The organism is Verrucosispora sp. ts21 (assembly GCF_002879555.1).
Lineage (GTDB): Bacteria > Actinomycetota > Actinomycetes > Mycobacteriales > Micromonosporaceae > Micromonospora > Micromonospora gifhornensis.
Map to the genome: position 1 here is coordinate 38,689 of NZ_PNOZ01000014.1, position 23,983 is coordinate 62,671.

Sequence of the window (23,983 nt, forward strand, 5' to 3'; positions counted from 1 at the left end):
CGCGCCGGCCTCACCAGAGCCGACGACAGCCGCCCCCACCGACATCGGTGGGGGCGGCTAAAGTGCGACCCTGTGTCGTCGCCCGAGGTCCTGACCGCCACTGCGGCGGATCGCCCGCAGGTGGTCAGCGCTCTCGTCGCCGCTTTCGCAGACGACCCGGTGCTACGTCATCTCTTCCCCGACCCGCAGGACTACCCGCGCTTCGCCGCCGTGTTCTTCGGCAATCTCTTCGACAAGCGGGTCGGGCTGGGCACGGTCTGGACGATCGGGCCGGGCGCCTCGACCGCGGTCTGGCAGCCGCCCTCCGGCGGTGATCCCGCCTCGACCGACCTGCTCGAAACGCACCTGCCCGCCGACGCGCTGGCCCGCACCCGCGCCTACGACGACGCGGTGCACGCCGCCCTGCCGGCCGAGCCGTTCTGGTACCTGGGTGTACTGGGGACCCGCCCGGACAGCGTCGGGCGTGGGCTGGGGCGGGCGGTGATGGCGGCCGGGTTGCGTCGGGCCGCCGCCGACGGCCTGCCCGCGATCCTGGAGACCAGCAACCCGGCCAACGTCGAGTTCTATCGCCGGGCCGGGTGGCAGGTCGTACGCCAGATCGACGAGCCCCTGCCGATCTGGGTGATGCGCCAGTGATCAGCCCGACTGCCGGCCGGGCCGGCAACCGGATCGGCTGAGCCGGCGACCGGATCGGTCAGGCCAGCGACAGGAAGAGCTTCTCCATCTGGTCGAGGTTGGCCTTGCGTTCCTCGCCCGGTGCGGCGGTGACGCACTGCTGGAGACCACTGGCAATGATCTTGAAGCCGGCGCGGTCCAGGGCCCGCGACACGGCGGCGAGCTGAGTCACCACCTCTGAGCAGTCCCGCCCGTCTTCGAGCATGCCGATGACGCCTCGGATCTGCCCCTCGGCACGGCGCAGTCGCTTGATCACGTCATCGACCGCATTCTCGTCGACCTGCATGTTCCCCCCTCTCGATCGGCCCGAATCCACGGTACACCCGGGGGTATACGCCCGACCTGCGCCCATCGGTGGTCTTCGTCGGTTTGCCGTCGCTGACCTGCTCGGACATACTCGATTCAGATACCCCGGGGGGTATCCATGTCCACGGATCATCAAGGAGTAGCCAGATGAGTGCCACGAATGCTTCACGCACTGTCGACGTCGCCACCGCCCGCGCCCTGATCGCCAACAACCCCGACACGTTGATCGTGGACGTGCGCACACCCGGGGAATACGACAGCGCTCACGTGCCCGGCTCGATCAACCTGCCGCTGGACCAGGTCGACGCGCACCTGGGGCGGATCGTCGACGACGCCGGTGGCCGGATGCTGCTGATCTGCCAGTCCGGCGCCCGGGCCACTCAGGCGTGCACCAAGCTTGTCAACGCCGGACTGCCCGCGGCCACCGTGGTCACCGGCGGAATGAACGCCTGGATCACCGCGGGCGGCCCGGTCGAGCGGGGCCGTGAGCGGTGGGGCCTGGAGCGCCAGGTGCGCCTGGTGGCCGGTGCCATCGTCCTGCTGTCGATCGTGATCAGCATCTGGGTGCCGGCGGCGCGGTTCGTGGCCGGTTTCATCGGGGCCGGCCTGACCTTCGCCGCGCTGAGCAACACCTGCGCCATGGGCATGATGCTGTCCAAGCTGCCGTACAACAGGGGTGCCGCCTGTGACGTCGACGCCTCCCTCGCCCGGCTGCGCGCACCGGGGCTGCGGGCATGAGCTCGCCCTATCCGATCCAGGACCGCTCGGGCCTGGCCCGAGTGGTGCCGTTGGTGGGGTGGTTGCGCCACTACGACCGGAAGATCCTGCGCCACGACCTGGTGGCCGGTCTGACCGTGGCCGTCATGTTGGTGCCGCAGAGCATGGCGTACGCCACCCTGGCCGGAATGCCACCGGTGACCGGCCTGTACGCCTCGATCGTGCCGTTGGTGGTCTACGCCCTACTGGGCACCTCCGGCTCCCTCGCCGTCGGCCCGGTGGCCATCACCGCACTGATGACGAGCGCGGCGCTGGCCGGTCGGGCCGACGGTGACCCGGCCCGGTACGCCGCGCTTGCCGCTCTGCTCGCCCTGCTGGTCGGCGGCATCCAGGTGCTGCTCGGGGTGCTGCGTCTCGGGGTGCTTGTCAACTTCATGTCCCATCCGGTGCTGTCGGGGTTCACCTCGGCAGCCGCGATCGTCATCGCCGCCAGCCAGGTCAAGGACCTGTTCGGGCTGAACATGGGCCGCGCGGAGACCTTCCCCGAGATCGTCGCGGCGTTGTGGGGCGCGGCCACCACCGCACACGGCCTGACCATCCTCGTGTCGCTGGTCAGCGTCGCCGCGCTGGTGCTGCTGCGCCGCTACGCACCACGGCTGCCCGGCGCGCTGCTGGTGGTCGCCGGCGTCACCGCGGTCAGCGCCGCGTTCTCGTTCGGCGACCGAGGCGTCAAGATCCTCTCGTACGTGCCGGCGGGCCTGCCGGTGCCCGCGCTGCCGACCCTGTCCGGCCAGGACGTCCAGGCACTCCTGCCGGCGGCGATCGCCATCGCGCTGGTGGCGTACCTGGAGGGCATCGCGGTGGCCAAGACGCTCGCCGCGAAGTCCCGCCAGCAGGTCGGCCCGGACCGGGAACTGGTGGCGGTGGGCGCGGCCAACCTGTCGGCCGGGTTGTTCCAGGCGTTCCCGGTGGCCGGCGGGCTGTCCCGCAGCGCGGTCAACTTCTCCGCCGGCGCTCGTACGCCGGTGGCGACGCTGGTGACCGCGGCGATGGTGGCGGTCACCGCGCTGGTGCTGACACCTGCCTTCCACCACCTGCCTCGGGCGGTGCTCGCCGCGATCGTGGTGGTCGCCGTGCTGGGCCTGGTGGACCGCAAGGGTGCGGCCACCACCTGGCGGGTACGTCGTGCCGACGGTCTGGCGCTGGCCCTGACCTTCCTGGTCACCCTGCTTGTCGGGGTCGAGCCGGGGCTCGCCGCGGGCGTGGCGTTCAGCCTCGGGGTCTTCGTGTGGCGCTCCGCCCGGCCGCACACCGCCGAACTCGGCCGGGTGCCGGACACCGACCGGTACCGCAACGTGCAGCGGTTCCCCGGCCTGCTCACCGACCCACGGTTCGCGGTCGTACGGGTCGACGGCCCGCTCTACTTCGCCAACGCCCAACGGCTGTCCGACCAGTTGCTCACCATGGCCGGACAACGCGCCGGACTGGTGGCCATCGTGTTGGACGCCAGTGCGATCACCGACATCGACACCGACGGCGCGACCGCCCTGGCGGAGCTGCGCGAACGACTCGCCGGGCACGACGTGGTGCTGCACCTGGCCACCATCCGGGGACCGGTCCGCGATCTGCTCGATCGCGCCGGCGTGTGGCGGTCGGTACGCGACGCGGGTCACGTGCACCCCGACATCCCCACCGCCCTGGCGGCGGCCGAGGGCACCGCAGCCTTCGCAGCGGACGGGGACCGGGCCACGTTCGCGATGGCCGGCAGCAGCACGGATGACACCCGGGAGGTGCGATGAGCACGCCACAGCGGTTCGCCACGATGGTCACCTGCATCGACGGGCGCATCCAGCGTCCGCTCGACGAGTGGGTACGACGACACCTCGACGTCGACTACCTCGACACGATCACGGAGCCGGGACCTGAGGCGGTGCTGGCCGCGACCGGCGAGCAGCGGCTGACCGCCGTGCTGGAGAAGGTGGCGGTGTCGCAGCAGGCTCATGGCAGCGGCACGCTCGTCATCGCCGGGCACGCCGACTGCGCGGGCAATCCGGTGTCCGTCGAGGAGCATCGCGACCAGCTCCGCCGGAGTGTGGCCCGACTCGCGCGACGGTTGCCCGACACCCGGATCCTCGCGGTGCACGCCGGTCAGTGCGGGGAGCGCTGCTGGGATCCCGAACTCGTCGCCGAGGTGTCGCCCGCGCCCCGGCCGGCGGCGTAGCGCGACCCCTCCGGGCTGCCCGAAGTTGCGTTGGTCACGACTGTCGTTCGCATACCCCCCGGGGTATAGATTTGGAGCGGTACATCAGCCGCCATCACTGTGAAGGAGCTGGCAGAAATGCTGTTCACCCAGTACTACCTGGACTGTCTGTCCCAGGCGTCGTACCTGATCGCCGACGAGAGCACCAAGCGTGCCGTGCTTGTCGACCCGCGCCGGGACATCGACGAGTACCTCGCCGACGCCCGGGCCCGCGGCCTGACCATCGACGGGGTGATCAACACCCACTTCCACGCCGACTTCCTCGCCGGCCACCTGGAGGTGGCGGCGGCCACCGGCGCCTGGATCGGCTACGGCCACCGGGCCGAGACCGAGTACCCGATCCGCAAGCTGCGCGACGGGGAGCGGATCAGCCTCGGCGAGGTGACCCTGGAGATCATGGAGACCCCGGGCCACACCCCGGAGTCGATCAGCATCCTGGTCCGCGAGCACGCCGACGACCCGGTGCCGTACGGGGTGCTGACCGGCGACGCACTGTTCATCGGTGACGTCGGCCGCCCCGACCTGCTCGCCTCGCTCGGCGTGACCGCCGACGAGCTGGGCCGGATGCTCTACGACAGCGTCCAGAGCAAGCTGATGGGCCTGCCCGACGAGGTGCGCGTCTTCCCGGCCCACGGTGCCGGTTCCGCCTGCGGCAAGAACCTGTCCACCGAGCGGCAGTCCACCATCGGTGAGCAGCGCCGCACCAACTACGCCTGCGCGCCGATGAGCGAGGAGCAGTTCGTCGCCCTGGTCACCGGCGGGCAGCCGGCCGCACCCGGCTACTTCGCCTTCGACGCCGTGCTCAACCGCAAGGCCCGCGAACTGTTCGACCCGCAGCGGGCCGCCCGCCCGCTCACCGCGGCGCAGTTCGCCCAGGCCCACGCCGAGGGCGCGGTGGTCGTCGACGCTCGCGACCCGCAGGAGTTCGCCACCGGCCACCTGCGGGGTGCGATCAACATCCCGGCGGACGGACGGTTCGCCGAGACCGCCGGCAGCGTCCTCTCCCCGCAGCACCGGGTGCTGGTGGTGGCGCCGCAGGACCGCGAGGAGGAGATCGTCGTACGCCTCGCCCGGATCGGGTTCGACCAGGTGCTCGGCTACCTCCGCGAGCCGGAGGCCGCCTTCCTGGCGATGATCGCCGAGATGACCCGGGCCAGCCGGGTCACCGCCACCGAGCTGCGCGAGGCGCGGGAACGCCCCGAGCCGCCCGTGGTGCTCGACGTGCGCAACGCGGGCGAACGCGAGCAGGGTGCCGTCGAGGGCTCGCTGCACATCCCCCTGGCCGAGTTGACCCGCCGCCTCGACGAGGTGCCGACCGAGCGGCCGATCGTCGTGCACTGCGCCGGTGGCTACCGGTCCTCGGTCGCGGCCAGCCTGCTGCGCAGCGCCGGCCGGGTCGACGTCTCCGATCTGCTCGGCGGGTACGCCGCCTGGCAGTCACTGCACGCGGCCGCGCGCTGAGGATGTGGTCGGTTCGGGGGTCGGGTCGCTACGCCGCCCGGCCCCGACCGGCCGCCCTGCTCAGCAGCCGCGCCACGACCAGCGGCACCACGTGCAGCACGCCGCCGAGCAGCAGCGCCAACGTGAGGATCTGGCCGACGGCGAGCCCGTGCAGCGCCAGCACCAGGGCGGTGCAGGCGCCGGTGGACAGCAGGTGCCACCCGAGACGTCGCACGATCGACCAGGTGGTGGGTGGTTCCGGCCGGTCGGCACGGGTACGCAAGGCACTCACTGCCGCGCCGATCGCGAGCAGCACGGCCACCTGCCCGGCCCAGAGGGCGACCCGGCCGACGCCGGCGTCGTCGGTCACCGACGGCGCGACGAGGGTCGTGGCCGTGAAGACGACGAAAGCGGGCAGCGCGACGAAGATGAACGCCGTCGTCGCTGCCCGCCCGGCCCGCCCCGGCAGGCTCTGCTGCGGCTGGACCTGTTGCTCGATGCCGACGCGCACGTCGTCGGGGGCCCAGACGAGATTAGTCGCCGCGTGCGGTTCGCGCCCCGAAGCTGACATGTCGCGAGACTAGTTCCGGCTGTCAATGTCCGGCCGTCCGATTTGCCGGACATCGCCGTCGAGCATCACCGCCGGGCGCGATCAGCCCTGACGGCTCTTCCACTGCGGGTTGGCGCGGTTCACCACGACCACCCGGCCCCGGCGGCGTACCACCACCGAACCCGGCTTCTGCTTCAGCGAGCGCAGGGAGCTGCGTACCTTCATGGTGTCCCTCCTCGGTTCGAATGCCTGGGGGAACGCCTCCTCGACCTGCGGGATTCCCCCGCCGCACCCGAACCGGATAACCTGCCGGGGAGGGCGCGACCTGGTGAGTGGGTGTCGAGTACGGGTGGGGTTGTTGTGGCTGAAGTGGGAAAGATAATCCGGTTTGACGAGGTTCGCGGCTACGGGTTCATCGCACCGTCCGCCGGCGGGGAGGACGTCTTCGTCCACGCCAACGACTTCGGCGAGCACCGCCATCTGGTGCGGGTCGGCCTACCTGTCGAGTTCGAGGCCGTGGACAGCGACCGTGGCCTGAAGGCCGCCTCGGTGCGGATCATCGAGGCGGAGCCGGCGGCGGTCGGTGGCGAACGGCGGCTGCGCCCGCGCGTCGAGGGCGACGACGAGTTGTGCGACGTCCTGTCCCCCACCGAGTTCACCACCGCGGTGACGGAAGTGCTGCTGCGCTGCTCACCGTCGTTGACCGGCGCCCAGATCATCGCGGTACGGGAGCGGTTCGCCGAGTTCAGCCGCGCCCACGGCTGGGTCGACGGCTGACCGGTCAGGCGTCGCTCGGTCCGGGCGTCCAACCGATCCGCTGCGCCCACCCGTCGGCACGCCGAACGATCTGCCAGACGAACGGATCCTTGGCCTCCACATACGCCTGCCGATCGTGCCGGAACTGTTGGGCGTACCGGCGCTTCACCGTGGCGTACTCGGCGGCCGCAGCGGGATGGGCTCGCAGATAGTCGCGAAACAGCAGTGGCAGCTGCTGCGAGAAACTACCGAGCTGTCGTACGTGCACATGCGTGCGACGGCGACCCGGCGGTTCCCGGAAGTAGCGTTTCGTGCGCTCCGGATTGTCGGCTCGGTAGACGTAACCCAGCTGCTCCAGCGGCAGTCGGAAATCGTCGACCGGCTCCAACGTGAGTACGGAGATCTGGATGTCGATGACGGGCTTCGCGGCCAGGCCCGGTACGGCGGTGGAACCGATGTGGTCGATCCGCTGCGCACCGTCGCCGAGCGCGAGGCGCAGCGCCCGGCCCAACTCGGTGAAGTCCACACCCCAGGCGGGCTGGTAGTCGACGATCTCCACCGCGCTGGACACCGCTTCATCATGCCAGCGATGCACCGCCGCCGGGGCGACCAGGGCCGTCCGTCGCGGCTACGTGACCACCACCGGTGCCACGTCGGACGCCCAGACCAGGCGCGGCTCGTAGCGGGAGAGCAGGTCGACGACGGCCTGCTCGGCTTCCGCGGGCACCAGCACGTCGAGCCGTAGGCGCGCCAGCAGTGGCTGCTCCTGCAAGTAGCCGCGCGGCAGCACCTGGCGCACCGTCCCCTCGGTCGCCGCCGTGGTGTCGGAGACGGTAAGCGAGATCGCGCCGGCACCGAGCAGTTCCTCGCGCAGCGTCCCGCTGTCGGACACCCGGGACGGGTCGAGCAGCGCGCTGACCAGCTTGACCGGATGCCCGGCCGGCATCGGGGCCGCACCGGCACCGTCCGGCCTGGGCCGTCGCTGTGGTCCGCCCGGCGCGGCCAGGCTCGTCACGCCGCCCAGGTGGTAGGCGTCGGTGCCCTGCTGCGCCTGGTCGAGCCGGTCCTGGTCCTTGTCGGCCACCCGCAGGCCGATCACCGCCTGGATTCCGGCGGCGATCAGCCAGGTCAGCACGAACGAGAAGGCCACCACGCTGACCACCCCGACGAGTTGGTCCCACAGCAGACCACCGCCACCGCCGAGGAAGAGACCGTCGCGGCCGAGCGGGTTGATGCCGTTGTCGCCGAACAGGCCGAGCAGCAGCGAGCCGAGCATGCCGCCGACGAAATGCACCGCAAGCACGTCGAGCGCGTCGTCGAGCCGCAGCAGATACTTCAGGCGCAGCGCGAAGTGGCAGACCAGGCCGGCGATCGCACCGATCGCGATGGCGGAGAGCGTGTTGACGTACCCGGCGGTCGGGGTGACCGTCGCAAGTCCCGCGACCGCCCCCGACACCCCGCCGACCACCGTGCTGTGGCCGTCGGAGAGTCGTTCCACAAGCAGCCAGACGAGCATCCCGGCGGCGGCGGCGAGATGGGTGTTGAGTACCGCCTGGGCGGCAACCCCGTTGGCCTGGAGCCCGTCGCCGCCGTTGAAGCCGAACCAGCCGAACCAGAGGATCCCGGCGCCGAGGATGGTCAGCGGGATCGAGTTGGGTGGTGCCGCCGCGTGCGGCCAGTTCCTGCGTCGACCGACGACCAGCAGTACGGCGACGACCGCCGCGCCGGCACTGGCGTGCACGACCATTCCGCCGGCCCAGTCCTGGGTGCCGAGCTTCGCCAACCAGCCACCGGGATGCCAGAGCCAGTGCGCGATCGGCGCGTAGACCACGATGGACCAGATCGCCAGGAACAGCACCCAGCCGCCGAACTTCAACCGGCCCGCGGTGGCCCCGGTGACCAGCGCGGGTGTGATCACCGCGAACATCATCTGGTACGCGACGAAGGCCAGTGCCGGAATGGTGATCCGGGCGTCGACCACGTGCAGGTGCGGGGCGGGGGGCACCTTCAGATCGGTCAGTCCGAACAGTTCGAGGTTGCCGAACAGGCCGCTGCCGGCGTCGTCGCCGAAGGCGATCGTGTAGCCGACGAACACCCAGGTCAGGCTGACCACCCCGAGGGCGATCATGTTCTGCTGGAGCATGGCCAGCACGTTGCGGCTGCGCACCATCCCGCCGTAGAAGACGGCCAGGCCGGGCGTCATGAACAGCACCAGCCCGGTGCAGACCAGCACCCAGGCGGTGTCGCCCGGGTTCACGGCGACATCAGCGGACACGACCTGCCCCTTTCTGCGTACGGTCGCTCAGACCGAACGCCGTACGGACGACACGACGGTCTCTTTGACCCGCTCGTGATTGGGCACCGGCGCGAAATGCCGGTCGGGCAGCAACAGCAGCCAGGTGGCGACGTTGAACGGGCCGGTCAGCACCGGGATGCCCAGCGGGGTCAGCACGGAGGCCATCGCCATCTGGATGAACAGCGTCAACGCGATCCCGAACAGGGTGTAGCCGGTCACCAGCAGGCCCGGCCGGTGCAGCACCGCACCCACGGCGATCGCGGTCAGTACGGCGTTGAAGCCGAACAGTCCCTTGTCGAGGCTCGTGCCGTCGGCACCGAACCAGAGCGCGAGCAGCGTCGCGCCGACCGCGCCGACGATGGCGAAGACCGCCGACCAACGGGAGTTGATCAGCAGCGCGATGATGATCAGCAGGCCGCTGACCCAACTGTTGATCAGGAAGACCTGGGAGATTCCGCGCAGGAAGATCGGCACCAGGTCCCAGTTGAAGTGCCCGCCGGTCAGCGTTCCCTCGCCGGGGAACTTCGGCGTCAGCTGGGTCAGCACAGTGAACCTGTCGAACTGGTACGCGGCCAGCAGCAGCACCCAGGTGGTGAGCACGAACGGGAAGGTGAACGCGGTCAGACCCCACCGTTTGAACACGGCGTTGAGGGCGAGCGTCACCACAGTGGTGCCCGCGGCGCCGAGCACCAGGTAGAGCCACATCAGGGGTCGTTGGTCCAGGAACGTCGGCACGGCGATGCCGGTCAGGAAGGGGCTGAAACCGAACAGCCCCTTCCGCCAGGAGGCCCGGTCGACCTGGAGTGCCAGCGCGGTCGCGGTGCCGACGACCAGCCCGAGCACGCCACCACCGAAGATCCGGGGCTGCCCGCTGTCGAACGCGCCCCAGGCGACCGCGATGAGGATGACCACGCCGGTCAGGGGATTGTTCTGGAACACCACCTGAGCCGGTCCCCGCAGGCATGCATCGATGAACTGGACGAGCGGGTTGCGGTCGGCCAACCCGTCCCAGCGCCGCGCGATCGCCGTCACATCGGTCTCCTGTCCGATCAGCGCCAGCTGAAGGCGGGTGGGAAGGTGCAGCCGACCACCTCTTCGCGGGCGGCGGTGCAGAACGCCCGGACCGCCGCCCGGACCGGCTCGGTCTCCTGGCCGAGGACCTTGAAGACCAGACCCGCGTCGTTGGGCAGTCGGCTGACCGCGCTGGCCAGTGGGGTCTGCTCGTCCCAGACGGGGGTGGCGGTCCGTTCGTAGACGCGCGCGGCCCGGTCGGTGTCGGTCAGCAGCATGACGTTGCCGAAGACGTGGAAGCGGTCCATCATCGCGATCCGGTCGACCGGGAACTGGCCGGGCGAGATGACGAACTTCTCCACGAACAGTCCCCGCCCGTCGGGCCGCTCCGCCCGCAGTTGGGAGGAGAACAGGTCGTAGGCGAAGAGTTCCCCGTCGCGGTAGTACTTGCGACCGGGTTGGAGCACCTCGGCGTAGAGCAGGGTGGCGCTGGTCGGCAGCCGTACCCGGGTGTGCGAGACGAACCGGCTGCGTCGGAACGGGATCACCGGCTCCGGCAGGAACTCCAGGTAGGCGTCGTCGGCGAGGGTGATGTTCTGCTGCTGGGTGCCGTAGTTGGCGTCCATCTCCTGGATCTTGGTGGCGGCCTGGGTGACCAGGTGCGCCTGCGCCTCCGGGCCCAGGTCGACGTCCATGGACAGCCGGTCGCCCTGGAGTACCCCGCCGGAGGTGGTCAGGATCATCACGCACGGCAGGCCGGGCATCTCCTCGTCCCAGTACAGCGCCCGCTGCACCAGCAACGGCGACTGCCGGTAGAGGTCGCGCAGGATGGTCCGGTCGCCGCGCCGTTCGAAGCCCAGCCGCAGCATCCCGACCTTGCCGTTCGCGGCAGCGGGTAGTTGAGCCGGCTGATCCTGGTACGGCGCGAGTTCCCGGACCAGATCCAGGGATACGGTCATGCCAGCACTTCGGCGTCGAACAGCACGTTGCGACGCACCAGGTCGACCAGCTCGTCGATGCCCTCACCGGTCTTGCAGTTGGTGAAGACGAACGGCTTGCCGTTGCGCATCAGCTCCGCGTCGTGGGCCATCACGTCCAGGTCGGCGTCGACGTACGGCGCCAGGTCGGTCTTGTTGATCACGAGGATGTCGGACTTGGAGATCCCCGGACCGTTCTTGCGCGGGATCTTGTCGCCGGCCGCGACGTCGATCACGTAGATGAAGTAGTCGACAAGCGCGGGGCTGAAGGTCAGGGTGAGGTTGTCGCCGCCGCTCTCGATCAGCACGACGTCGCTGTCGGGGAACTTCGCCTCCATGTCCTCCACCGCCGCCAGGTTCATGCTCGGGTCCTCGCGGACGGCGGTGTGCGGGCAGGCGCCGGTTTCCACGCCGACGATGCGCTCCTCGACCAGCACCCCGGTCAACGCGCGCCGGACGTGCTTGGCGTCCTCGGTGGTGACCACGTCGTTGGTGATGACCAGGATGCGCAGTCCCTGTTCCACCAGGCGGGGCACGACGGTCTCGATGATGGCGGTCTTGCCGCTGCCCACCGGGCCACCCACGCCGATACGGCTTGCTGACTTCATCTCTGCTCGACCCTTCTCGAACGGTTTCAGCTCATGAACATGCGGACGTGCGCGTGCTGGTGTGCGGCGGCGAGGATGTCCAGGTGCGGGGCGAAGCCCTGCATGTCGTCGAGGGTGGCGCCGCGAATGTCCTGGTAGTCGTCGTCGACCCGCTCGTTGACCGCGAACAGGATCGACTGTGCGTCGAGGTGGTCCACCCGCAGCAGCCGGATCGCCGCGCTCAACACCATCGACGCCGCACCGTACTGGTGGGCTGCGAAGGCGCCCTGCTCGTCGACGCCGAGTTCGGCGAAGAGCACGCCGAGTGCCACGGGATAGGTCACCGGAACGAGGTTGTCGCTCTCGCCGGCCCGCTTCTTGAGCAGGGACTCACCGATGACCCGGTTGGCCGCCTCGGCGAGCTTGCGACCCATGCGTACCGACATGGTGCGCATCTCTTCGTTGATCTTGCGGAGGTGGACGGCCTCGTCCGCCCGCCGGATCTGGTCGAGGTCGCCGAGGGCCGCGCCGCGGTGCCCGACGAGTACGCCGACCCCGTCGCCCGTCGCGGCGAGCCGGGTGATCGTCCGGACGTACTCCTGCAGGCTGCTCCGGTCGTGCACGGTCCCGTGCTGCACGGCCATCTCCAGACCGTTGGAGAAGGAGAAGGCGCCGACGGGGAACACCGAGTCGCCGAACTGGAGCAGCCGCAGCGCCTCGGCCATGCTGGGCACAAGAGGCTCCTTCAGTTGAGCTCGGCGGGCAGGTGCGTGTGCGGGGTGGAGTCCGCTCCGCCGAACAACCGCCGCGACTCGTGCGGGGCGAGGTAGGCGATGACCTCCGTACCGGCGATGAACTCGTGCGTGATGCCGGTGAACGAGTGGGTCCGCATCACCGAGTCCATGACCTTGCGGTCCACGGTCAGCGGCACGTACATCTCGGTGCCCTTCACCACGGCCGGCCAGTGCTGGTTGCCGATGGCGTGACCGAGTTCCACTGCCGAGCGGATCACCATGTCCAGGGATTCGCCGTGCAACTTGTCCAGGTGCACGACCATCACCTCGCCGAGCGCGATGCGGGCCACCACCGCCGTCGCGGTGAGTTCGTCCCAGGCGAGGATGTCGCCGTCGCGCAGGCGTACGCCCCGGGACAGGGAGAGCGCGAGTTCGGTGCCGAGGCTCGTCGCCTTGCGCAGCCGACTCTTCTGGGCCTCCCACTGGTCGAGAACCAGGTCGTCGACCTTGGCCTGGCTCAGCCGCTCGGTCCAGTCCGGCTCGGCCACGTTGCCGAGCACCGCTTCCACGATCATGTGTCGTCCTTTCACGCGATCCGCACGCGGGCGGTACCGCGTACGCGTCAGCTGAAGAAGTAGAGCTGGCTCATCGGGAGGTTCTTGGCCGCCGGCACGGTCGCGTGGACGCCGTCCATCGTCACCGCGAAGGTCTCCGGGTCGACCTCGAGCTTCGGGGTCCGGTCGTTGCGCACCATGTCCCGCTTGGTCAGGTTGCGGCACTGGTAGACCGGCATGACCTGCCGTTGCAGGCCCAGCTGTTCGGCGATGCCGTTCTCGTGGGCGGCCTTGGAGACGAAGGTGACGCAGTTCTTGGCGACCTGGGTCCCGGTCGCGCCGAACGAGGGTCGGTAGTAGACCGGCTGCGGCGTGGGCAGCGAGGCGTTCGGGTCGCCCATGATCGACCAGGCGATCATCCCGCCCTTGAGCACCATCTTGGGCTTCACCCCGAAGAAGGCGGGCTCCCAGAGCACGAGGTCGGCCAGCTTGCCCGGGGTCACCGATCCGATGACGTGGGAGACGCCCTGGGTGATGGCCGGGTTGATGGTCATCTTGGCGACGTAGCGCAGCACTCGGAAGTTGTCGTTGCTCGACGAGTCCTCGGCGAGCTTGCCGCGGACGTTCTTCATCTGGCCGGCGAGCTGGATGGTGCGCAGCCAGGTCTCCCCCACCCGGCCCATGGCCTGCGAGTCGCTCTGCATCATCGAGATGACGCCCTCGTCGAGCAACACGTCCTCGGCCGCGATGGTCTCGGTGCGGATGCGGCTCTCCACGAAGGCCACGTCGGAGGGGACCTTCGGGTTGAAGTTGTGACAGACCATGATCATGTCGTACAGCTCGGACTGGCTGTTGATGCCGTACGGCACGGTGGGCGTGGTCGAGCCGGGCAGCACGTTCATCTGACCGGCTACCTTGATGATGTCCGGTGCGTGGCCGCCGCCGGCGCCCTCGGTGTGGAAGGTGTGGATGGTCCGGCCCTCGAAGGCGGCGATCGAGTCCTCGATGTAACCGCTCTCGTTGAGGGTGTCGGTGTGGATGCTGACCTGTACGTCGTACTCGTCGGCGACGGCCAGGCACGAGCGGATCACCGCCGGAGGCGCGCCCCAGTCCTCGTGGATCTTGAAGCTCGGCACCCCGGCCATGATCTGCTCCACCAGCGGCGCGCGACCGCTGCTGTTGCCCTTGCCCAGCAGGCCGATGTTGATCGGCAGGTTCTCGAAGGCCCGCATCATGTTGTGGATGTTCCACGGGCCCGGCGTGATGGTGACGCCGTTGGTGCTGTCGGTGGGGCCGGTGCCGCCACCCCAGAGGGTGGTCACCCCGTTGCTGAGCGCCGTCTGCACCTGGAACGGCGTGACCAGGTGGACGTGGGCGTCGATGCCACCGGCGGTCAGGATCAGGTGTTCGCCGGAGATGGCGTCGGTTCCCGGCCCGGTCACCAGGCCGGGGGTCACCCCGTCCATGATGTTCGGGTTGCCGGCCTTGCCGATCCCGGCGATCCTGCCGTCCTTGATGCCGACATCGGCTTTGATCACGCCGAGCAGCGCGTCCACGATGGTGACGTTGGTGATCACCAGGTCGACCACCCCCTCGGCGTTGGTGGCCTGGCTGCTGCTGCCCATGCCGTCGCGCAGGGTCTTGCCGCCGCCGTACATGACCTCGTCGCCGAGGACCCGCAGGTCCTTCTCGATCTCGATGTAGAGGTCGGTGTCGGCCAACCGGATCTGGTCGCCCGTGGTGGGGCCGTACATCCCGGCATATTCTTGCCGCGAAATCTGACTCATTCTCTTCCGCTCCAGGTTCCGTACGCGCTCGTCGGCGCCTACTGCGTCTTGTTGTCGCCCTGGTCCTGCGCGCTGAACTTGAAGCCGCGTGTCCTGGCGTTGTGCAGCGACTCGGCACGATCCGGTCGGTAGTCCGGCGGCGTCGGGTCGTCGCCGGTCCAGCCCTGGACCAGGCCGTTGAACCCGTACACGCGTTGCAGACCACCGAACGGGATCAGTTGCACGGTCTTGCGGTCACCCGGCTCGAACCGGATCGACGTGGTCGCCGGGATGTTGAGTCGTTTGCCGAAGGCGGCCGGTCGATCGAATTCGAGGTACCGGTTCGCCTCGAAGAAGTGGAAGTGGGAGCCGACCTGGATGGGCCGGTCACCGGTGTTGTGCACGACGACTTCGATCACCGGACGGCCGGCGTTGAGCTCCAACGGCTGGTCGCTGAGCTTGTATCCACCGATCGGGCGCAGGTGCTTGGAGTTCGGTCCCGGATGTTGTTTCGCCATTTCTGCCTCGCTCTGTCACGAAAGGGAGCGCCTCATTGAATGGGCGAGTGGATGGTGATCAGCCGGGATCCGTCGGTGAACACCGCCTCGACCTGGAGCATCGGGATCATGTCCCCCACGCCGGGCATCACGTCGTCGGCCTTGAGCACGGTGCGTGCGTCGTTCATGACCTCTTCGACGGTCTTGCCCTCGCGGGCGCCCTCCAGGGCCGCGGCGCAGATCACCGCCACCGACTCGGGATGGTTGAGCTTCAGACCCTTTGCCCGTCGGGCATTGGCCACCATCGCCAACGAGAGGATGGTGAGCTTGTCGAATTCTCTCGGAGTGAGATGCATTTCCTGATCCTTCTCAGCAGTCGCCGGATGGCGTCGCCGGCCGGTTGGGGCGGACCCGTCGGTACGGGTTCGCGCCGAGCCACCCTGCTGCCGCGTCTGGCGTTCCCGCTCATCGACCTACCGAATGCCACGTCCGACTGTAGGACTGGTTATACCGGTTTGCGGTGTTTTGATCCGAGAGACAGGATTTAAGGCTTTCGGTGACCGTGGGCCCTGCCGCCGGCGGCCCACATGTCCTGGATCTGTTCCAGCGTCTTGCCTCTGGTCTCGGGCAGGTACCGCCAGACGAACACGAACCCGAGCGCGCACAGCCCGGCGAAGAGCGCGAACACACCGGCCCGGCCGAGCGCGTCGAGCAGGCTCAGGAAGAACTGCGTGATCACGTACTCGGCGCCCCAATGGGTCGCCGAGGCGATGGCGACGCACCGTCCCCGGATCGGGCCGGGATAGATCTCGTTGATGATGGTCCAGGTCGCCGGGCCGATCGTCATGGCGTAGAAGGCGATGAACAGGATCACCCCGGACAGCAGGAAGACACCCGCGTCGGGCAGCCCCGGCGTCTCGGTTCCCGACCGCCCGGAGCCGAGCTTCAGGAAGCTCACACTCACCATGACCAGCGCGGCGGCCATGCCCAACAGCCCCACCAGCAGCAGGGGACGTCGGCCGACCCGGTCCAGCAGACCCACGGCCACCACGGCGAAGACGGTGTTGACGGCGCCGATCGCCCACGTCGTGGCGGACAGTTGCGCCTCGGCCGTCCGGAAACCGGCCGCCGCGAAGATCGAGTCCGCGTAGTAGATGATGCCGTTGATGCCTGTCGTCTGCTGGAACAGCGCCAGCCCGATGCCGAGAGCCAACGGCCGCCGCCACTGCGCGGACAGCAGTTCCCGCCAGCTCGCCCGCCTGCCCCGCAGGCTCTGCTCCATGTCCTGGAGGCGGGACTGCACCTTTGCCCGCGGCACCGTACGCGCCAACGAACGCTGCGCCCGATCCCGGTCGCCCCGGCGCAGGTACCAGCCACCAGCCCGCCCCGGATCCGCTCGGGGGCGGCCTCGGCCGCGAACATCGGCCCGGCGACCGACGCCACCCCGATACCCACGCCGAGCACCAGCCGCGCACCGGACAGTACGGCGATGCTCGGCGCGGCAGCCTGGACGACCGTGCCGACGATGTACGTGGCGGCGGCGACCCACAGGGCGCCCCGCCGACCTATCCGGTCCGCGAGATGACCACCGACAAGCGCACCGACCAACGCGCCGATCGTCACCCAGCTCGCCGCCGCCTCGACGGCGAAGGTGTCCGCGTGGAAGGCCTGACGGATGTCACTCAGGGTTCCGCTGATGACGCCCTGGTTGTAGCCGAAGAAGGCACCGGACAGCACGACGATCGCGATGATCGCCACGAGATTGCGTCTGGGGGGCTTGGTTCGACCGGCCGCGCTGTCGCCCGCTGTCACGGTCACCTCTTCCGCCCGGAATCACCACCTCATCCCTTTTGTAGCAAGAATGAGAGTTTTACGGATCTGGACGGAAAAGTCCCTGTCAGTGGCCGGGCGCGGGCCGCCGGGTCAGCACCTGCGGGCCGGCGTCGGTGATGGCGACGGTGTGTTCGGAGTGGGCGGTGCGGGAGCCGTCGGCGGAGCGGATCGTCCAGCCGTCGCTGTCGTACCTGATCTTGTCGGTGGATCGGCAGAACCAGGGCTCGATGGCCAGGGTCAGGCCGGGGTCGAGCTTCAGCCCGCGGCGGGGACGGCCGTTGTTGGCCACGTGCGGGGCCTCGTGCATGGTGCGGCCGATGCCATGTCCACCGAACTCGGCGTTGACCCCGTAGCCGTACGCCTCGGCGACCTCGCCGATCGCGGCGGAGATGTCACCGAGGCGACCGCCGGGCTGGGCGGCGGCGATGGCGGCCTCCAGTGCGACCTCGGTGGCCTCGATCAGCCTCAGGTCGGCCGGGTCGGGTGTGCCGACGACGAAGGAGAGCGCCGAGTCGGCGACCCAACCGTCGATGCCGACCGCCATGTCGATGCTGAGCAGGTCGCCGTCGCGCAACACGTAGTCGTGGGGCAGGCCGTGCAGCACCGCGTCGTTTACCGACAGGCACAGCACGTTGCGAAACGGCCCCCGACCGAACGAGGGAGCGTAGTCCCAGTAGCAGGATTCGGCGCCGCGTTCGGCGATGCGGCGACGGGCATGGTGTTCGAGGTCCATCAGGTTGACGCCGACTGCGGCGACAGTGCGCAACTCGGCGAGCAGTTCGCCGACGAACTGGCCGGTCACCGCCATCCGGCCGATCTCCTCGGCGGACTTCAACTCGATCACGACACCCCCCCCTCGATGAAGCGGTATTTTTATACCACGACGGGTCGGGGCGTCGGCGGACTATCCTGCTGGCATGGTTCGCCAACCACTCACCGCCGAACAGATCGCGGCGGGCCAGCGCCTCGGAACGGCGCTGCGGGCCGCGCGCGCCGGCCGCAGCCTCGTCGAGGTGGCCCTGGCAGCCGGTATCTCCCCCGAGACCCTGCGCAAGATCGAGGCCGGTCGCCTGCCCGCACCGGCGTTCGGCACGGTGGTCTGCCTCAGCCAGGCCCTCGACGTGCCGCTCAACGAGCTGGCGGACGTCTGGCTGGCCGACATGCCGACCCGTCGGGCGTCCTGAACCCCGTTGAACCGGTGAGCCGGCGGCACGTCATGCCAGACCTTGCGTCACCTACCGAGAGTCAGGTTGTGCTCCTCAAGCGCACTCTCGATGATCCCGAGTGCCTTCGGTCCCATGCCGTGCAGCTCGGCCAACTCGGCGCGCGACACCCCGACGAGATCGCGCAGCGTCGTATAGCCGGCGTTGTGCAGCGCCCGCGTCGCCGGCGCACTGATCTTCGGCAGGGCGTCGAGATCGGAATTCATGTCCTTGATCCTAAGCTGGCGGACAAAACCCGCGAATCACTCGTCACCCGGTCCTGGCAACCGGCGGCGAACCTCGGCGAGGAGATCGACCTGTGCCCGCCAGTCCGGGCCGGACAATCCGATGACCACATGGTTCGCGCCGTGGGCGGCGTACTCCGCGAGGCGTGCGGCGGCCTCGTCCGGCCCACCGGTGACGGGAAGCTCCTCGGCGTCGCGGGCGGTGTGCCGGTACGCGCCGGCCAGCCCTGCCGCCAACTCTGTACGGGAGGGCGTGCCCGGGGCGTCGCCCAACGCACCGGTGGCACCGATGGTCACCGTCGGCACCGGTCGGCCGGCAGCGGCGGCCACCGCATTGAGTCGCTCCCGGCCCTGCGCCAGTGCCGTGGGAGTGATCAGTGACGGGAACCAGCCGTCGCCCAGCCGGGCTGCCCGGTCGATCGCCAGCGTCGAGGCGTTGCCCACCCACAGCGGCGGAACCTCGACACCGGGCGAGAGGGTGACCGCGCTCCCGTCCGGCATGGTCACCGACTCGCCCGCCAACAGTCCGGGTAGCAGCCGCAGCGCGGTGTCGGTACGCGGGCCGCGCTCGCGGAAGGCGACACCCGCCGCCGCCCACTGGGCGGCACCACCACCGGAGCCGACACCGAGCAGGAGCCGGTTGCCGGAGACCAGTTGCAGGCTCGCCACCTGCTTCGCGGCCCACACCAACGGGCGGATCGCGGGAATGAAGACGCTCGCGCCGATCCGGATGCGGGCGGTGGCGGTCGCGGCGACGGCCAGGGCGATCGTGCAGTCCACGGTGGGCATCCCGACGGCGAGATGATCGCCGTGCCACACGCTGTCCAGACCAGCGTCCTCCGCGTGGCGGGCGGCGGCGGCAAGGTCGAGGGAGTCTCGCCGTTGGATGGTCAGCGAGGGCAGGATCACGCCGACCTTCATCGGACCAGGACCACCTTGCCCCGGCCGTGGCCGGTCTCCACCTCCCGATGGGCGTCGGCGGCCTTCGCCATCGGATAGGTCCGACGGACAGGGAAGCGCAGGTCACCTGTGACATAGAGGGCGGCGAGAGCAGCGAGGCGGGCAGCGGAACGCAGGTTCGGGGTGGTCCGGATGCCGAGGTCGGCAGCGCGGGCGTGCTCGGTCAGGGTGAGGATCCGGGAGCGGTCGGCGCAGAGGGCCAGGGACGCGGTGAGCGCCTCGCCGCCGGCACCGTCGAGCACCAGATCGGCGCCGTCCGGCAACAGGCCGCGGAGACGGTCGACCAGGTCAGGGCCGTAGACCACAGGCACCGCGCCGAGGGTACGCAGATAGTCCTGGTTGGCAGCACCGGCCGTGCCCACCACACGGGCTCCGGCCCGCAGCGCGAGTTGCACCGCCACCGCGCCGACGGCACCGGCCGCGCCGTGCACGAGCAGGGTTTCGCCGTACGCGGGCCGGATCTGTTCGAGGGCGATGTGCGCGGTCTGGGCCGCGCCGCTGAACCCTCCGGCGACCTCCCAGGGCATGGCGGCCGGCTTGGCGGTCACCTGGTCGGCGGGTACCACGATGAACTCGGCCGCGGCGTTCATGAAGCCGAAGCCCAGCACCTCGGCACCGACGGCCACCCCGTCGACCCCGTCACCAACCTGGTCGACCACTCCGGTGAACTCGTTACCCGGCACCGCGGGCAGTGGGGCCCGCGCCCAGTCGGGCGTAAACCCGGCGCGTACCGCGCAGTCGATGGGCTGCACGCCGGCCGCCCGCACACTCACCCGGACCTGGCCGGGGCCCGCCTGCGGCGTCTCGACCTCAGCCCACTCCAGCACCTCTGGCCCGCCGACCTGTCTGAACACCACTGCCTTCATGTGTGGCCTCCCCGTGATCCGTCGCCGCAGGAGCCAGTCTCAAACCTCAACCACAGGTGAGGTCAAGAGACGATCGCCGACCGGGGGCGCGGCAGCGATTCCTCAGGCTGCCGGCTTGGCCAGGCAGGTGGTGCCGTCCGGGCTGGCGAGCGACACCTGTCGGTACCCCTCGCTGTGGTAGAGGTCGATGTTGCGCTGGCTCCTTGCCCCGGTGAACAGCACCATGCGACGGCAGTCGGGATCGGCGGCGGCTTCGGCGGTCCGCAGCAGCCACCGGCCCAGCCCCTGGCCGCGCAGGTCAGGAGCGACAGCGAGCCGGCCCACGTGCCAGTCGGTGTCGACGCGGCGGGACCGCACCATGCCCAGTAGTCGGCCGTCCCGCCACAGGCCGGTGGCGTGCCAGCTGGTCAGCCACTCTCGCACCTGCTCCGGCGACTCGTGCAGGGCCGGTATGTCCATTGTGTCGTTGGCGAGGGCCTCGTCCACCCAGCAGCACCGCTGGAGCACCGTCACCTGGCCCGCGTCGTCGGCCGTCAGTCGTCTGGCGTAGGAACCAGGCAGCGGACCGGGGCTGGATCCGACGTGCGCGCGTTCCCGCATCGGCCGCAGCGCGTGCGCGACCCGGACCAGTTCCTCCAGCAGGCCGACACCCGCCGCGTGGTGGGCGGCGTCCGGCCGCAATCGCCCGTCCTGCATTGCCGCGCCGATACGGATCGCGACGGTGGCACCGAGCGGGACCAGGCGCAACGTGGTGACCACCTGCTTGGCGTGCTGGACCGCCCGGGTGCCGGCCGAGGTGTGGCCGTAGCTGACGAACCCGAACGGCTTCCACGCCCATTCGCGACTGAGGTAGTCCAGCGCGTTCTTCAGGGTCGCCGGCATCCCGTAGTTGTACTCCGGGGTGATCGCGATGAAGCCGTCCGCAGCGTCGACGGTCTCGCTCCAGCGCAGCGTGTGCTCGTGCCGGTAGCTGCCCGACGCCGGATGCTCCTCCTCGTCCAGGAACGGCAGGTTCAGGTCGCCGATGGCGACCGGTACGAGCTCGACGCCGAGCTCCGCAGCCCGTGGGGTGAGCGTTTCGACAAGCCACTGCCCGACGACCGGGCCGAGGGCGCCGGGGCGGGTGCTGCACACCAGGGCAAGAACACGAATCGATCTCGTTGACATGGAAACGAATCGTAGGTGCTAGATTGATTACATGTCAACGAAGCCGGCAGCGAAGCCCGTACGCTGGTTGAATCCGGACGAGGAGCGGGCGTGGCGGGCGTACCGGCGGGTGATGGTCGCCGTCTCGACCGGCACCACCGGTGATCTCGCGGCGATCGGGCTCTCCGAACCCGACTACGAGGTGCTGAGCACCCTCTCGGAACGACCCGACCAGACAAGCGGCCTGGGCGAGCAGGCCGACAAGATGGGCTGGTCACGCAGCCGACTGTCCCGGCACGCCACCCGGATGGAGGCTCGCGGTCTGCTGCGACGCACCCCCGACCCGAACGACGGTCGCGGCTGCCTGCTCACCCTCACCGCCCAGGGTCTGGCCGCACTCGAAGAGGCCGCACCGACCCACGTCGAGTCGGTACGACGTCACTTCATCGACCGACTCGACACGGAAGACTTCAGCGCCATCGAACGGATCGCCCGAAAGCTGGAAGAACCCACAGCCGACAGCTGATCCGACGCGGCGATAATGACATTCCCGTCGCAGGCAATGACGAACGCCCGAACCAGCCCTCTCTTCGGATCAGAATGCCACTGATTGGCTCGTTGTCGATGAGCCGTACTGCTATTCGACAGACCGCGGAGATCGAATTCACGCGGTCCGCAAGCGGGTCGAGGCGCCTAGCCGGCAGCGAGTGTCAGCAGCTCAAGAGCATGATGCTGCCGGCTAGGACTCTCGGTGCGTCAGCGACAAGAGGCAATTCCTTGTCGCTGACGCCGGTTCACTGACCGTCACACCGCGTTGGCCACTCCACGAACGTCACCCTTCACCGTGATCACCTCCTAGAATTAGGGACCGCGTGATGGTGAATCAGCGTACGCGCATGCCTTCACGATCGACACACGCAGCGCACGTTCTTTTCTCAGTCCGTCAAGGGCACATCAGTTCCCCTTGCCAACAACCGAGCACAGAACAGCAGGTAATGCGCTGAATGGTCGCGCTCGTCAATATCGACGCGTTACAGTCCGAACTGGACACTGCCGCGAGCCTGCTCTCGGATCAGCGGTTGTCCAGGATCAGATCGGCCGCCCGCTCCCCGATCATGAGGGTCGGTGCGGCGGTGTTGCCGGCGGGCGTGACGGGCATGACCGAGGCGTCGGCGATCCGCAGCCCTGCCACGCCGTGCACGACAAGCTGAGGATCGACGACGGCCAGCGGGTCGGTGCCGATGCGTGCCGTACCCACCTGGTGCTGGCCGCTGTCCACCGACGCCCTCACGTAGTCGCGGAGCTCGCCGCGGCTCATGCGGTCGGGCCCGGGATAGACCTCGGATTTGATCCACGTGTCGAGCGCCGGCTGCCGGGCGACATCCCGCAGTGATTCGAGATGGTCGACGAGTGCGTCCAGGTCGCGGCGGTCGGACAGGATGCCGGGGTCGATCAGCGGCGCGTCGGCGGGGTCCGCGGAGCGCAGCCGCACCTCGCCCTGACTGTGCGGGTGCAGCAGCAGGGCCAGGGCGGTGAATCCCCGGTCCGGCAGGTTCTCCGTGATGGTGGAGTAGACGAAGGAGATGAAGACCGCCTGGCGGTCGGGCTGGATCGTCCCGGTGTCCGCCGAATCGGTGATCAGCTGCGCCTCGATGCCGGTCATCCGGGGCGCCGGAACGTCGAGACGGCTCTCCCACACCATGGGGCTACCCACGTGGTCGCGGAGGTTCCGCCCGACGCCGGGCAACTCCCGCACCACCTCGATGCCGTGCTGGCGTAGGTGCTCGGGGGCGCCGATGCCGGAGAGCATGAGAAGGTGCGGGGTGCCGAAGACACCGGCGGAGAGCACGACCTCCTTCTCGGCCCGGATGACGCGCCGCTGGCCGTCGCGGACGTACTCGACGCCGACCGCCCGGCCGTTCTCGATGACGATCCTCGTCACCAACGCGTCGGTGATGACCCGCAGCGACGCGGAATCGGCGACCGGTTGCGCGTACGCCCGCCATGCGGTCACCCGCTCCCCCCGGTGAAGGGTGGCCTGCGCGTAGCTCGCGCCCCGGCTGTCCTCGACGTTGTAGTCGTCGTTGTAGGGGTGTCCGGCCTGAACAGCCGCGTCGACGAAGGCGGTCACGAGCGGGTCCGGGTCGGTGTTGTGGTGCACCCGCAGCGGCCCGTCGGTGCCTCGGCCGGCCCGGCCCGGTCCGTCGTAGTTCTCGATCCGACGGAAGTACGGTTCGACCTCCCGCCACGACCAACCGGTGGCACCGGCGGCGGCCCACGCGTCGTAGTCGCTTCGCGCGCCGCGGACGTACAGCATGCCGTTGAGGATCGTGCTGCCGCCGAGACTCCGGCCGCGAGGCTGGTAGAGAACGCGGTTGTTGGCGTGCGCCTGCGGCACTGTGGACAGCTTCCAGTCCACCTCACTGGCGAACAGGGCTCCCGCCCCGAACGGGCTGCCGATCTCGGGCCGTCCGTCCGTCGGGCCGGCCTCCAGGACGGCGACGCGATGTCCCGCGTCGATGAGCCGCCGGACGACCACCGAGCCGGCCGTGCCGGCACCGACGACGACCACGTCACTGCTGTCGATGTTTGTCACTGTTCCCCC

Annotated in this window: 28 protein-coding genes and 1 pseudogene; 8 read left to right on the forward strand and 21 right to left on the reverse strand. The window is 69.4% G+C overall.

Annotation, left to right across the window (positions count from 1 at the left end):
- Nucleotides 1-72: 72 nt before the first annotated feature.
- Complete coding sequence (locus tag C1A38_RS08370) at nucleotides 73-636, forward strand: GNAT family N-acetyltransferase (RefSeq protein ID WP_102657258.1); 564 nt, start codon at nucleotides 73-75, stop codon at nucleotides 634-636.
- Between the two features lie 58 nt (nucleotides 637-694).
- Here C1A38_RS08370 and C1A38_RS08375 read toward each other — a convergent pair whose 3' ends face one another.
- Nucleotides 695-961 (reverse strand): metal-sensitive transcriptional regulator, encoded by a 267-nt coding sequence (locus C1A38_RS08375; RefSeq protein ID WP_102657259.1) that lies wholly within the window; start codon nucleotides 959-961, stop codon nucleotides 695-697.
- 167 nt (nucleotides 962-1,128) lie between these two features.
- On the opposite strand from C1A38_RS08375, the gene C1A38_RS08380 reads away from it, so the two are divergent.
- The 4 genes from C1A38_RS08380 (at nucleotide 1,129) to C1A38_RS08395 (ending at nucleotide 5,419) form a co-directional block, all read left to right on the forward strand.
- Nucleotides 1,129-1,719 carry a rhodanese-like domain-containing protein gene (locus tag C1A38_RS08380; protein ID WP_102657260.1) on the forward strand — a complete coding sequence of 197 codons (591 nt, stop codon included), beginning with the start codon at nucleotides 1,129-1,131 and terminating at the stop codon, nucleotides 1,717-1,719.
- Nucleotides 1,716-3,497 (forward strand): SulP family inorganic anion transporter, encoded by a 1,782-nt coding sequence (locus tag C1A38_RS08385; protein ID WP_102657261.1) that lies wholly within the window; start codon nucleotides 1,716-1,718, stop codon nucleotides 3,495-3,497. The genes C1A38_RS08380 and C1A38_RS08385 overlap by 4 nt, the downstream gene beginning before the upstream one ends.
- Nucleotides 3,494-3,919, forward strand: a complete 426-nt coding sequence (locus C1A38_RS31700; protein WP_233196708.1) for a carbonic anhydrase — start codon at nucleotides 3,494-3,496, stop codon at nucleotides 3,917-3,919. Before C1A38_RS08385 ends, C1A38_RS31700 begins: the two co-directional genes overlap by 4 nt.
- A gap of 117 nt (nucleotides 3,920-4,036) precedes the next feature.
- Nucleotides 4,037-5,419, forward strand: a complete 1,383-nt coding sequence (locus C1A38_RS08395) for a rhodanese-like domain-containing protein (protein WP_102657262.1) — start codon at nucleotides 4,037-4,039, stop codon at nucleotides 5,417-5,419.
- A gap of 28 nt (nucleotides 5,420-5,447) precedes the next feature.
- Here C1A38_RS08395 and C1A38_RS08400 read toward each other — a convergent pair whose 3' ends face one another.
- Nucleotides 5,448-5,969: a hypothetical protein gene (locus tag C1A38_RS08400; RefSeq protein WP_146017484.1), complete on the reverse strand. Its 522-nt coding sequence runs from the start codon at nucleotides 5,967-5,969 to the stop codon at nucleotides 5,448-5,450.
- 81 nt (nucleotides 5,970-6,050) lie between these two features.
- Nucleotides 6,051-6,173 (reverse strand): 50S ribosomal protein L36, encoded by a 123-nt coding sequence (locus C1A38_RS08405; protein WP_091591861.1) that lies wholly within the window; start codon nucleotides 6,171-6,173, stop codon nucleotides 6,051-6,053.
- Between the two features lie 135 nt (nucleotides 6,174-6,308).
- Between C1A38_RS08405 and C1A38_RS08410 the strand changes: the two genes are divergently transcribed.
- Nucleotides 6,309-6,725, forward strand: coding sequence for a cold shock domain-containing protein (locus tag C1A38_RS08410; protein ID WP_102657264.1), 417 nt, complete (start codon nucleotides 6,309-6,311; stop codon nucleotides 6,723-6,725).
- A gap of 4 nt (nucleotides 6,726-6,729) precedes the next feature.
- Here the strand turns inward: C1A38_RS08410 and C1A38_RS08415 are convergent, their stop codons facing one another.
- From C1A38_RS08415 to map, 13 genes and pseudogenes are all read right to left on the reverse strand, one after another.
- Entirely contained in the window at nucleotides 6,730-7,275 is a 546-nt protein-coding gene (locus tag C1A38_RS08415) for a GrpB family protein (RefSeq protein ID WP_102657265.1), read from the reverse strand.
- A 57-nt stretch (nucleotides 7,276-7,332) separates the two neighbouring features.
- Nucleotides 7,333-8,979, reverse strand: a complete 1,647-nt coding sequence (locus C1A38_RS08420; RefSeq protein WP_233196709.1) for an ammonium transporter — start codon at nucleotides 8,977-8,979, stop codon at nucleotides 7,333-7,335.
- Nucleotides 8,980-9,006: 27 nt separating this feature from the next.
- Nucleotides 9,007-10,032 carry an urea transporter gene (gene yut / locus C1A38_RS08425; protein WP_102657266.1) on the reverse strand — a complete coding sequence of 342 codons (1,026 nt, stop codon included), beginning with the start codon at nucleotides 10,030-10,032 and terminating at the stop codon, nucleotides 9,007-9,009.
- Between the two features lie 17 nt (nucleotides 10,033-10,049).
- Nucleotides 10,050-10,970, reverse strand: coding sequence for an urease accessory protein UreD (locus C1A38_RS08430; protein ID WP_102657267.1), 921 nt, complete (start codon nucleotides 10,968-10,970; stop codon nucleotides 10,050-10,052).
- Complete coding sequence (gene ureG / locus C1A38_RS08435; RefSeq protein WP_102657268.1) at nucleotides 10,967-11,596, reverse strand: urease accessory protein UreG; 630 nt, start codon at nucleotides 11,594-11,596, stop codon at nucleotides 10,967-10,969. The genes C1A38_RS08430 and ureG overlap by 4 nt, the downstream gene beginning before the upstream one ends.
- 26 nt (nucleotides 11,597-11,622) lie before the next feature.
- Nucleotides 11,623-12,300 (reverse strand): urease accessory protein UreF, encoded by a 678-nt coding sequence (locus tag C1A38_RS08440; protein ID WP_233196713.1) that lies wholly within the window; start codon nucleotides 12,298-12,300, stop codon nucleotides 11,623-11,625.
- A 20-nt stretch (nucleotides 12,301-12,320) separates the two neighbouring features.
- Nucleotides 12,321-12,884 carry an urease accessory protein UreE gene (locus C1A38_RS08445; protein WP_102657270.1) on the reverse strand — a complete coding sequence of 188 codons (564 nt, stop codon included), beginning with the start codon at nucleotides 12,882-12,884 and terminating at the stop codon, nucleotides 12,321-12,323.
- Between the two features lie 47 nt (nucleotides 12,885-12,931).
- A complete protein-coding gene (locus C1A38_RS08450) occupies nucleotides 12,932-14,650 on the reverse strand; it encodes an urease subunit alpha (RefSeq protein WP_102657271.1) in 1,719 nt (572 codons plus the stop codon).
- A gap of 38 nt (nucleotides 14,651-14,688) precedes the next feature.
- Nucleotides 14,689-15,147: an urease subunit beta gene (locus tag C1A38_RS08455; RefSeq protein ID WP_102657272.1), complete on the reverse strand. Its 459-nt coding sequence runs from the start codon at nucleotides 15,145-15,147 to the stop codon at nucleotides 14,689-14,691.
- A 32-nt stretch (nucleotides 15,148-15,179) separates the two neighbouring features.
- The gene (locus tag C1A38_RS08460; protein ID WP_013732461.1) at nucleotides 15,180-15,482 is read right to left on the reverse strand and encodes an urease subunit gamma; all 303 of its coding nucleotides are present in this window, start codon (nucleotides 15,480-15,482) and stop codon (nucleotides 15,180-15,182) included.
- A gap of 188 nt (nucleotides 15,483-15,670) precedes the next feature.
- Nucleotides 15,671-16,444, reverse strand: a complete 774-nt coding sequence (locus C1A38_RS31705) for an MFS transporter (RefSeq protein ID WP_233196711.1) — start codon at nucleotides 16,442-16,444, stop codon at nucleotides 15,671-15,673.
- 83 nt (nucleotides 16,445-16,527) lie between these two features.
- A pseudogene (locus tag C1A38_RS31710) lies at nucleotides 16,528-16,944 on the reverse strand (MFS transporter); the annotation flags it as partial.
- Between the two features lie 79 nt (nucleotides 16,945-17,023).
- Nucleotides 17,024-17,803 carry a type I methionyl aminopeptidase gene (map, locus tag C1A38_RS08470; protein WP_102657273.1) on the reverse strand — a complete coding sequence of 260 codons (780 nt, stop codon included), beginning with the start codon at nucleotides 17,801-17,803 and terminating at the stop codon, nucleotides 17,024-17,026.
- Between the two features lie 73 nt (nucleotides 17,804-17,876).
- On the opposite strand from map, the gene C1A38_RS08475 reads away from it, so the two are divergent.
- Nucleotides 17,877-18,143 (forward strand): helix-turn-helix domain-containing protein, encoded by a 267-nt coding sequence (locus C1A38_RS08475; RefSeq protein ID WP_102657274.1) that lies wholly within the window; start codon nucleotides 17,877-17,879, stop codon nucleotides 18,141-18,143.
- Nucleotides 18,144-18,190: 47 nt separating this feature from the next.
- Here the strand turns inward: C1A38_RS08475 and C1A38_RS08480 are convergent, their stop codons facing one another.
- The 4 genes from C1A38_RS08480 to C1A38_RS08495 form a co-directional block, all read right to left on the reverse strand.
- Nucleotides 18,191-18,388, reverse strand: coding sequence for a helix-hairpin-helix domain-containing protein (locus tag C1A38_RS08480; protein WP_102657275.1), 198 nt, complete (start codon nucleotides 18,386-18,388; stop codon nucleotides 18,191-18,193).
- A 36-nt stretch (nucleotides 18,389-18,424) separates the two neighbouring features.
- Nucleotides 18,425-19,327 (reverse strand): LLM class flavin-dependent oxidoreductase, encoded by a 903-nt coding sequence (locus tag C1A38_RS08485; RefSeq protein ID WP_102657276.1) that lies wholly within the window; start codon nucleotides 19,325-19,327, stop codon nucleotides 18,425-18,427.
- A complete protein-coding gene (locus C1A38_RS08490; RefSeq protein WP_102657277.1) occupies nucleotides 19,324-20,232 on the reverse strand; it encodes an NADP-dependent oxidoreductase in 909 nt (302 codons plus the stop codon). The genes C1A38_RS08485 and C1A38_RS08490 overlap by 4 nt, the downstream gene beginning before the upstream one ends.
- A gap of 102 nt (nucleotides 20,233-20,334) precedes the next feature.
- Nucleotides 20,335-21,399, reverse strand: a complete 1,065-nt coding sequence (locus C1A38_RS08495; RefSeq protein WP_102657278.1) for a bifunctional NAD(P)H-dependent oxidoreductase/GNAT family N-acetyltransferase — start codon at nucleotides 21,397-21,399, stop codon at nucleotides 20,335-20,337.
- Nucleotides 21,400-21,430: 31 nt separating this feature from the next.
- Here C1A38_RS08495 and C1A38_RS08500 point away from each other — a divergent pair, with 31 nt between their 5' ends.
- Nucleotides 21,431-21,904, forward strand: coding sequence for a MarR family winged helix-turn-helix transcriptional regulator (locus C1A38_RS08500; protein ID WP_102657279.1), 474 nt, complete (start codon nucleotides 21,431-21,433; stop codon nucleotides 21,902-21,904).
- A 546-nt stretch (nucleotides 21,905-22,450) separates the two neighbouring features.
- Here the strand turns inward: C1A38_RS08500 and C1A38_RS08505 are convergent.
- Nucleotides 22,451-23,974: a GMC family oxidoreductase gene (locus tag C1A38_RS08505; RefSeq protein ID WP_102657280.1), complete on the reverse strand. Its 1,524-nt coding sequence runs from the start codon at nucleotides 23,972-23,974 to the stop codon at nucleotides 22,451-22,453.
- Nucleotides 23,975-23,983 lie beyond the last annotated feature (9 nt).

Excerpts from the sequence above, each read along its gene's own strand:
- C1A38_RS08480 (WP_102657275.1), bottom strand. The coding sequence starts at position 18,388 with ATGAATTCCGATCTCGACGCCCTGCCGAAGATCAGTGCGCCGGCGACG.
- C1A38_RS08455 (WP_102657272.1), bottom strand. The coding sequence starts at position 15,147 with ATGGCGAAACAACATCCGGGACCGAACTCCAAGCACCTGCGCCCGATC.
- C1A38_RS08430 (WP_102657267.1), bottom strand. The coding sequence starts at position 10,970 with ATGACCGTATCCCTGGATCTGGTCCGGGAACTCGCGCCGTACCAGGAT.
- C1A38_RS08385 (WP_102657261.1), top strand. The coding sequence starts at position 1,716 with ATGAGCTCGCCCTATCCGATCCAGGACCGCTCGGGCCTGGCCCGAGTG.
- C1A38_RS08375 (WP_102657259.1), bottom strand. The coding sequence starts at position 961 with ATGCAGGTCGACGAGAATGCGGTCGATGACGTGATCAAGCGACTGCGC.
- ureG (WP_102657268.1), bottom strand. The coding sequence starts at position 11,596 with ATGAAGTCAGCAAGCCGTATCGGCGTGGGTGGCCCGGTGGGCAGCGGC.
- C1A38_RS08400 (WP_146017484.1), bottom strand. The coding sequence starts at position 5,969 with ATGTCAGCTTCGGGGCGCGAACCGCACGCGGCGACTAATCTCGTCTGG.
- C1A38_RS08450 (WP_102657271.1), bottom strand. The coding sequence starts at position 14,650 with ATGAGTCAGATTTCGCGGCAAGAATATGCCGGGATGTACGGCCCCACC.
- C1A38_RS08490 (WP_102657277.1), bottom strand. The coding sequence starts at position 20,232 with ATGAAGGCAGTGGTGTTCAGACAGGTCGGCGGGCCAGAGGTGCTGGAG.
- C1A38_RS08500 (WP_102657279.1), top strand. The coding sequence starts at position 21,431 with ATGTCAACGAAGCCGGCAGCGAAGCCCGTACGCTGGTTGAATCCGGAC.
- C1A38_RS08405 (WP_091591861.1), bottom strand. The coding sequence starts at position 6,173 with ATGAAGGTACGCAGCTCCCTGCGCTCGCTGAAGCAGAAGCCGGGTTCG.
- C1A38_RS08485 (WP_102657276.1), bottom strand. The coding sequence starts at position 19,327 with ATGAAGGTCGGCGTGATCCTGCCCTCGCTGACCATCCAACGGCGAGAC.
- C1A38_RS08395 (WP_102657262.1), top strand. The coding sequence starts at position 4,037 with ATGCTGTTCACCCAGTACTACCTGGACTGTCTGTCCCAGGCGTCGTAC.
- C1A38_RS08495 (WP_102657278.1), bottom strand. The coding sequence starts at position 21,399 with ATGTCAACGAGATCGATTCGTGTTCTTGCCCTGGTGTGCAGCACCCGC.
- C1A38_RS08475 (WP_102657274.1), top strand. The coding sequence starts at position 17,877 with ATGGTTCGCCAACCACTCACCGCCGAACAGATCGCGGCGGGCCAGCGC.
- C1A38_RS31700 (WP_233196708.1), top strand. The coding sequence starts at position 3,494 with ATGAGCACGCCACAGCGGTTCGCCACGATGGTCACCTGCATCGACGGG.
- C1A38_RS08440 (WP_233196713.1), bottom strand. The coding sequence starts at position 12,300 with ATGGCCGAGGCGCTGCGGCTGCTCCAGTTCGGCGACTCGGTGTTCCCC.
- C1A38_RS08460 (WP_013732461.1), bottom strand. The coding sequence starts at position 15,482 with ATGCATCTCACTCCGAGAGAATTCGACAAGCTCACCATCCTCTCGTTG.
- C1A38_RS08380 (WP_102657260.1), top strand. The coding sequence starts at position 1,129 with ATGAGTGCCACGAATGCTTCACGCACTGTCGACGTCGCCACCGCCCGC.
- C1A38_RS08445 (WP_102657270.1), bottom strand. The coding sequence starts at position 12,884 with ATGATCGTGGAAGCGGTGCTCGGCAACGTGGCCGAGCCGGACTGGACC.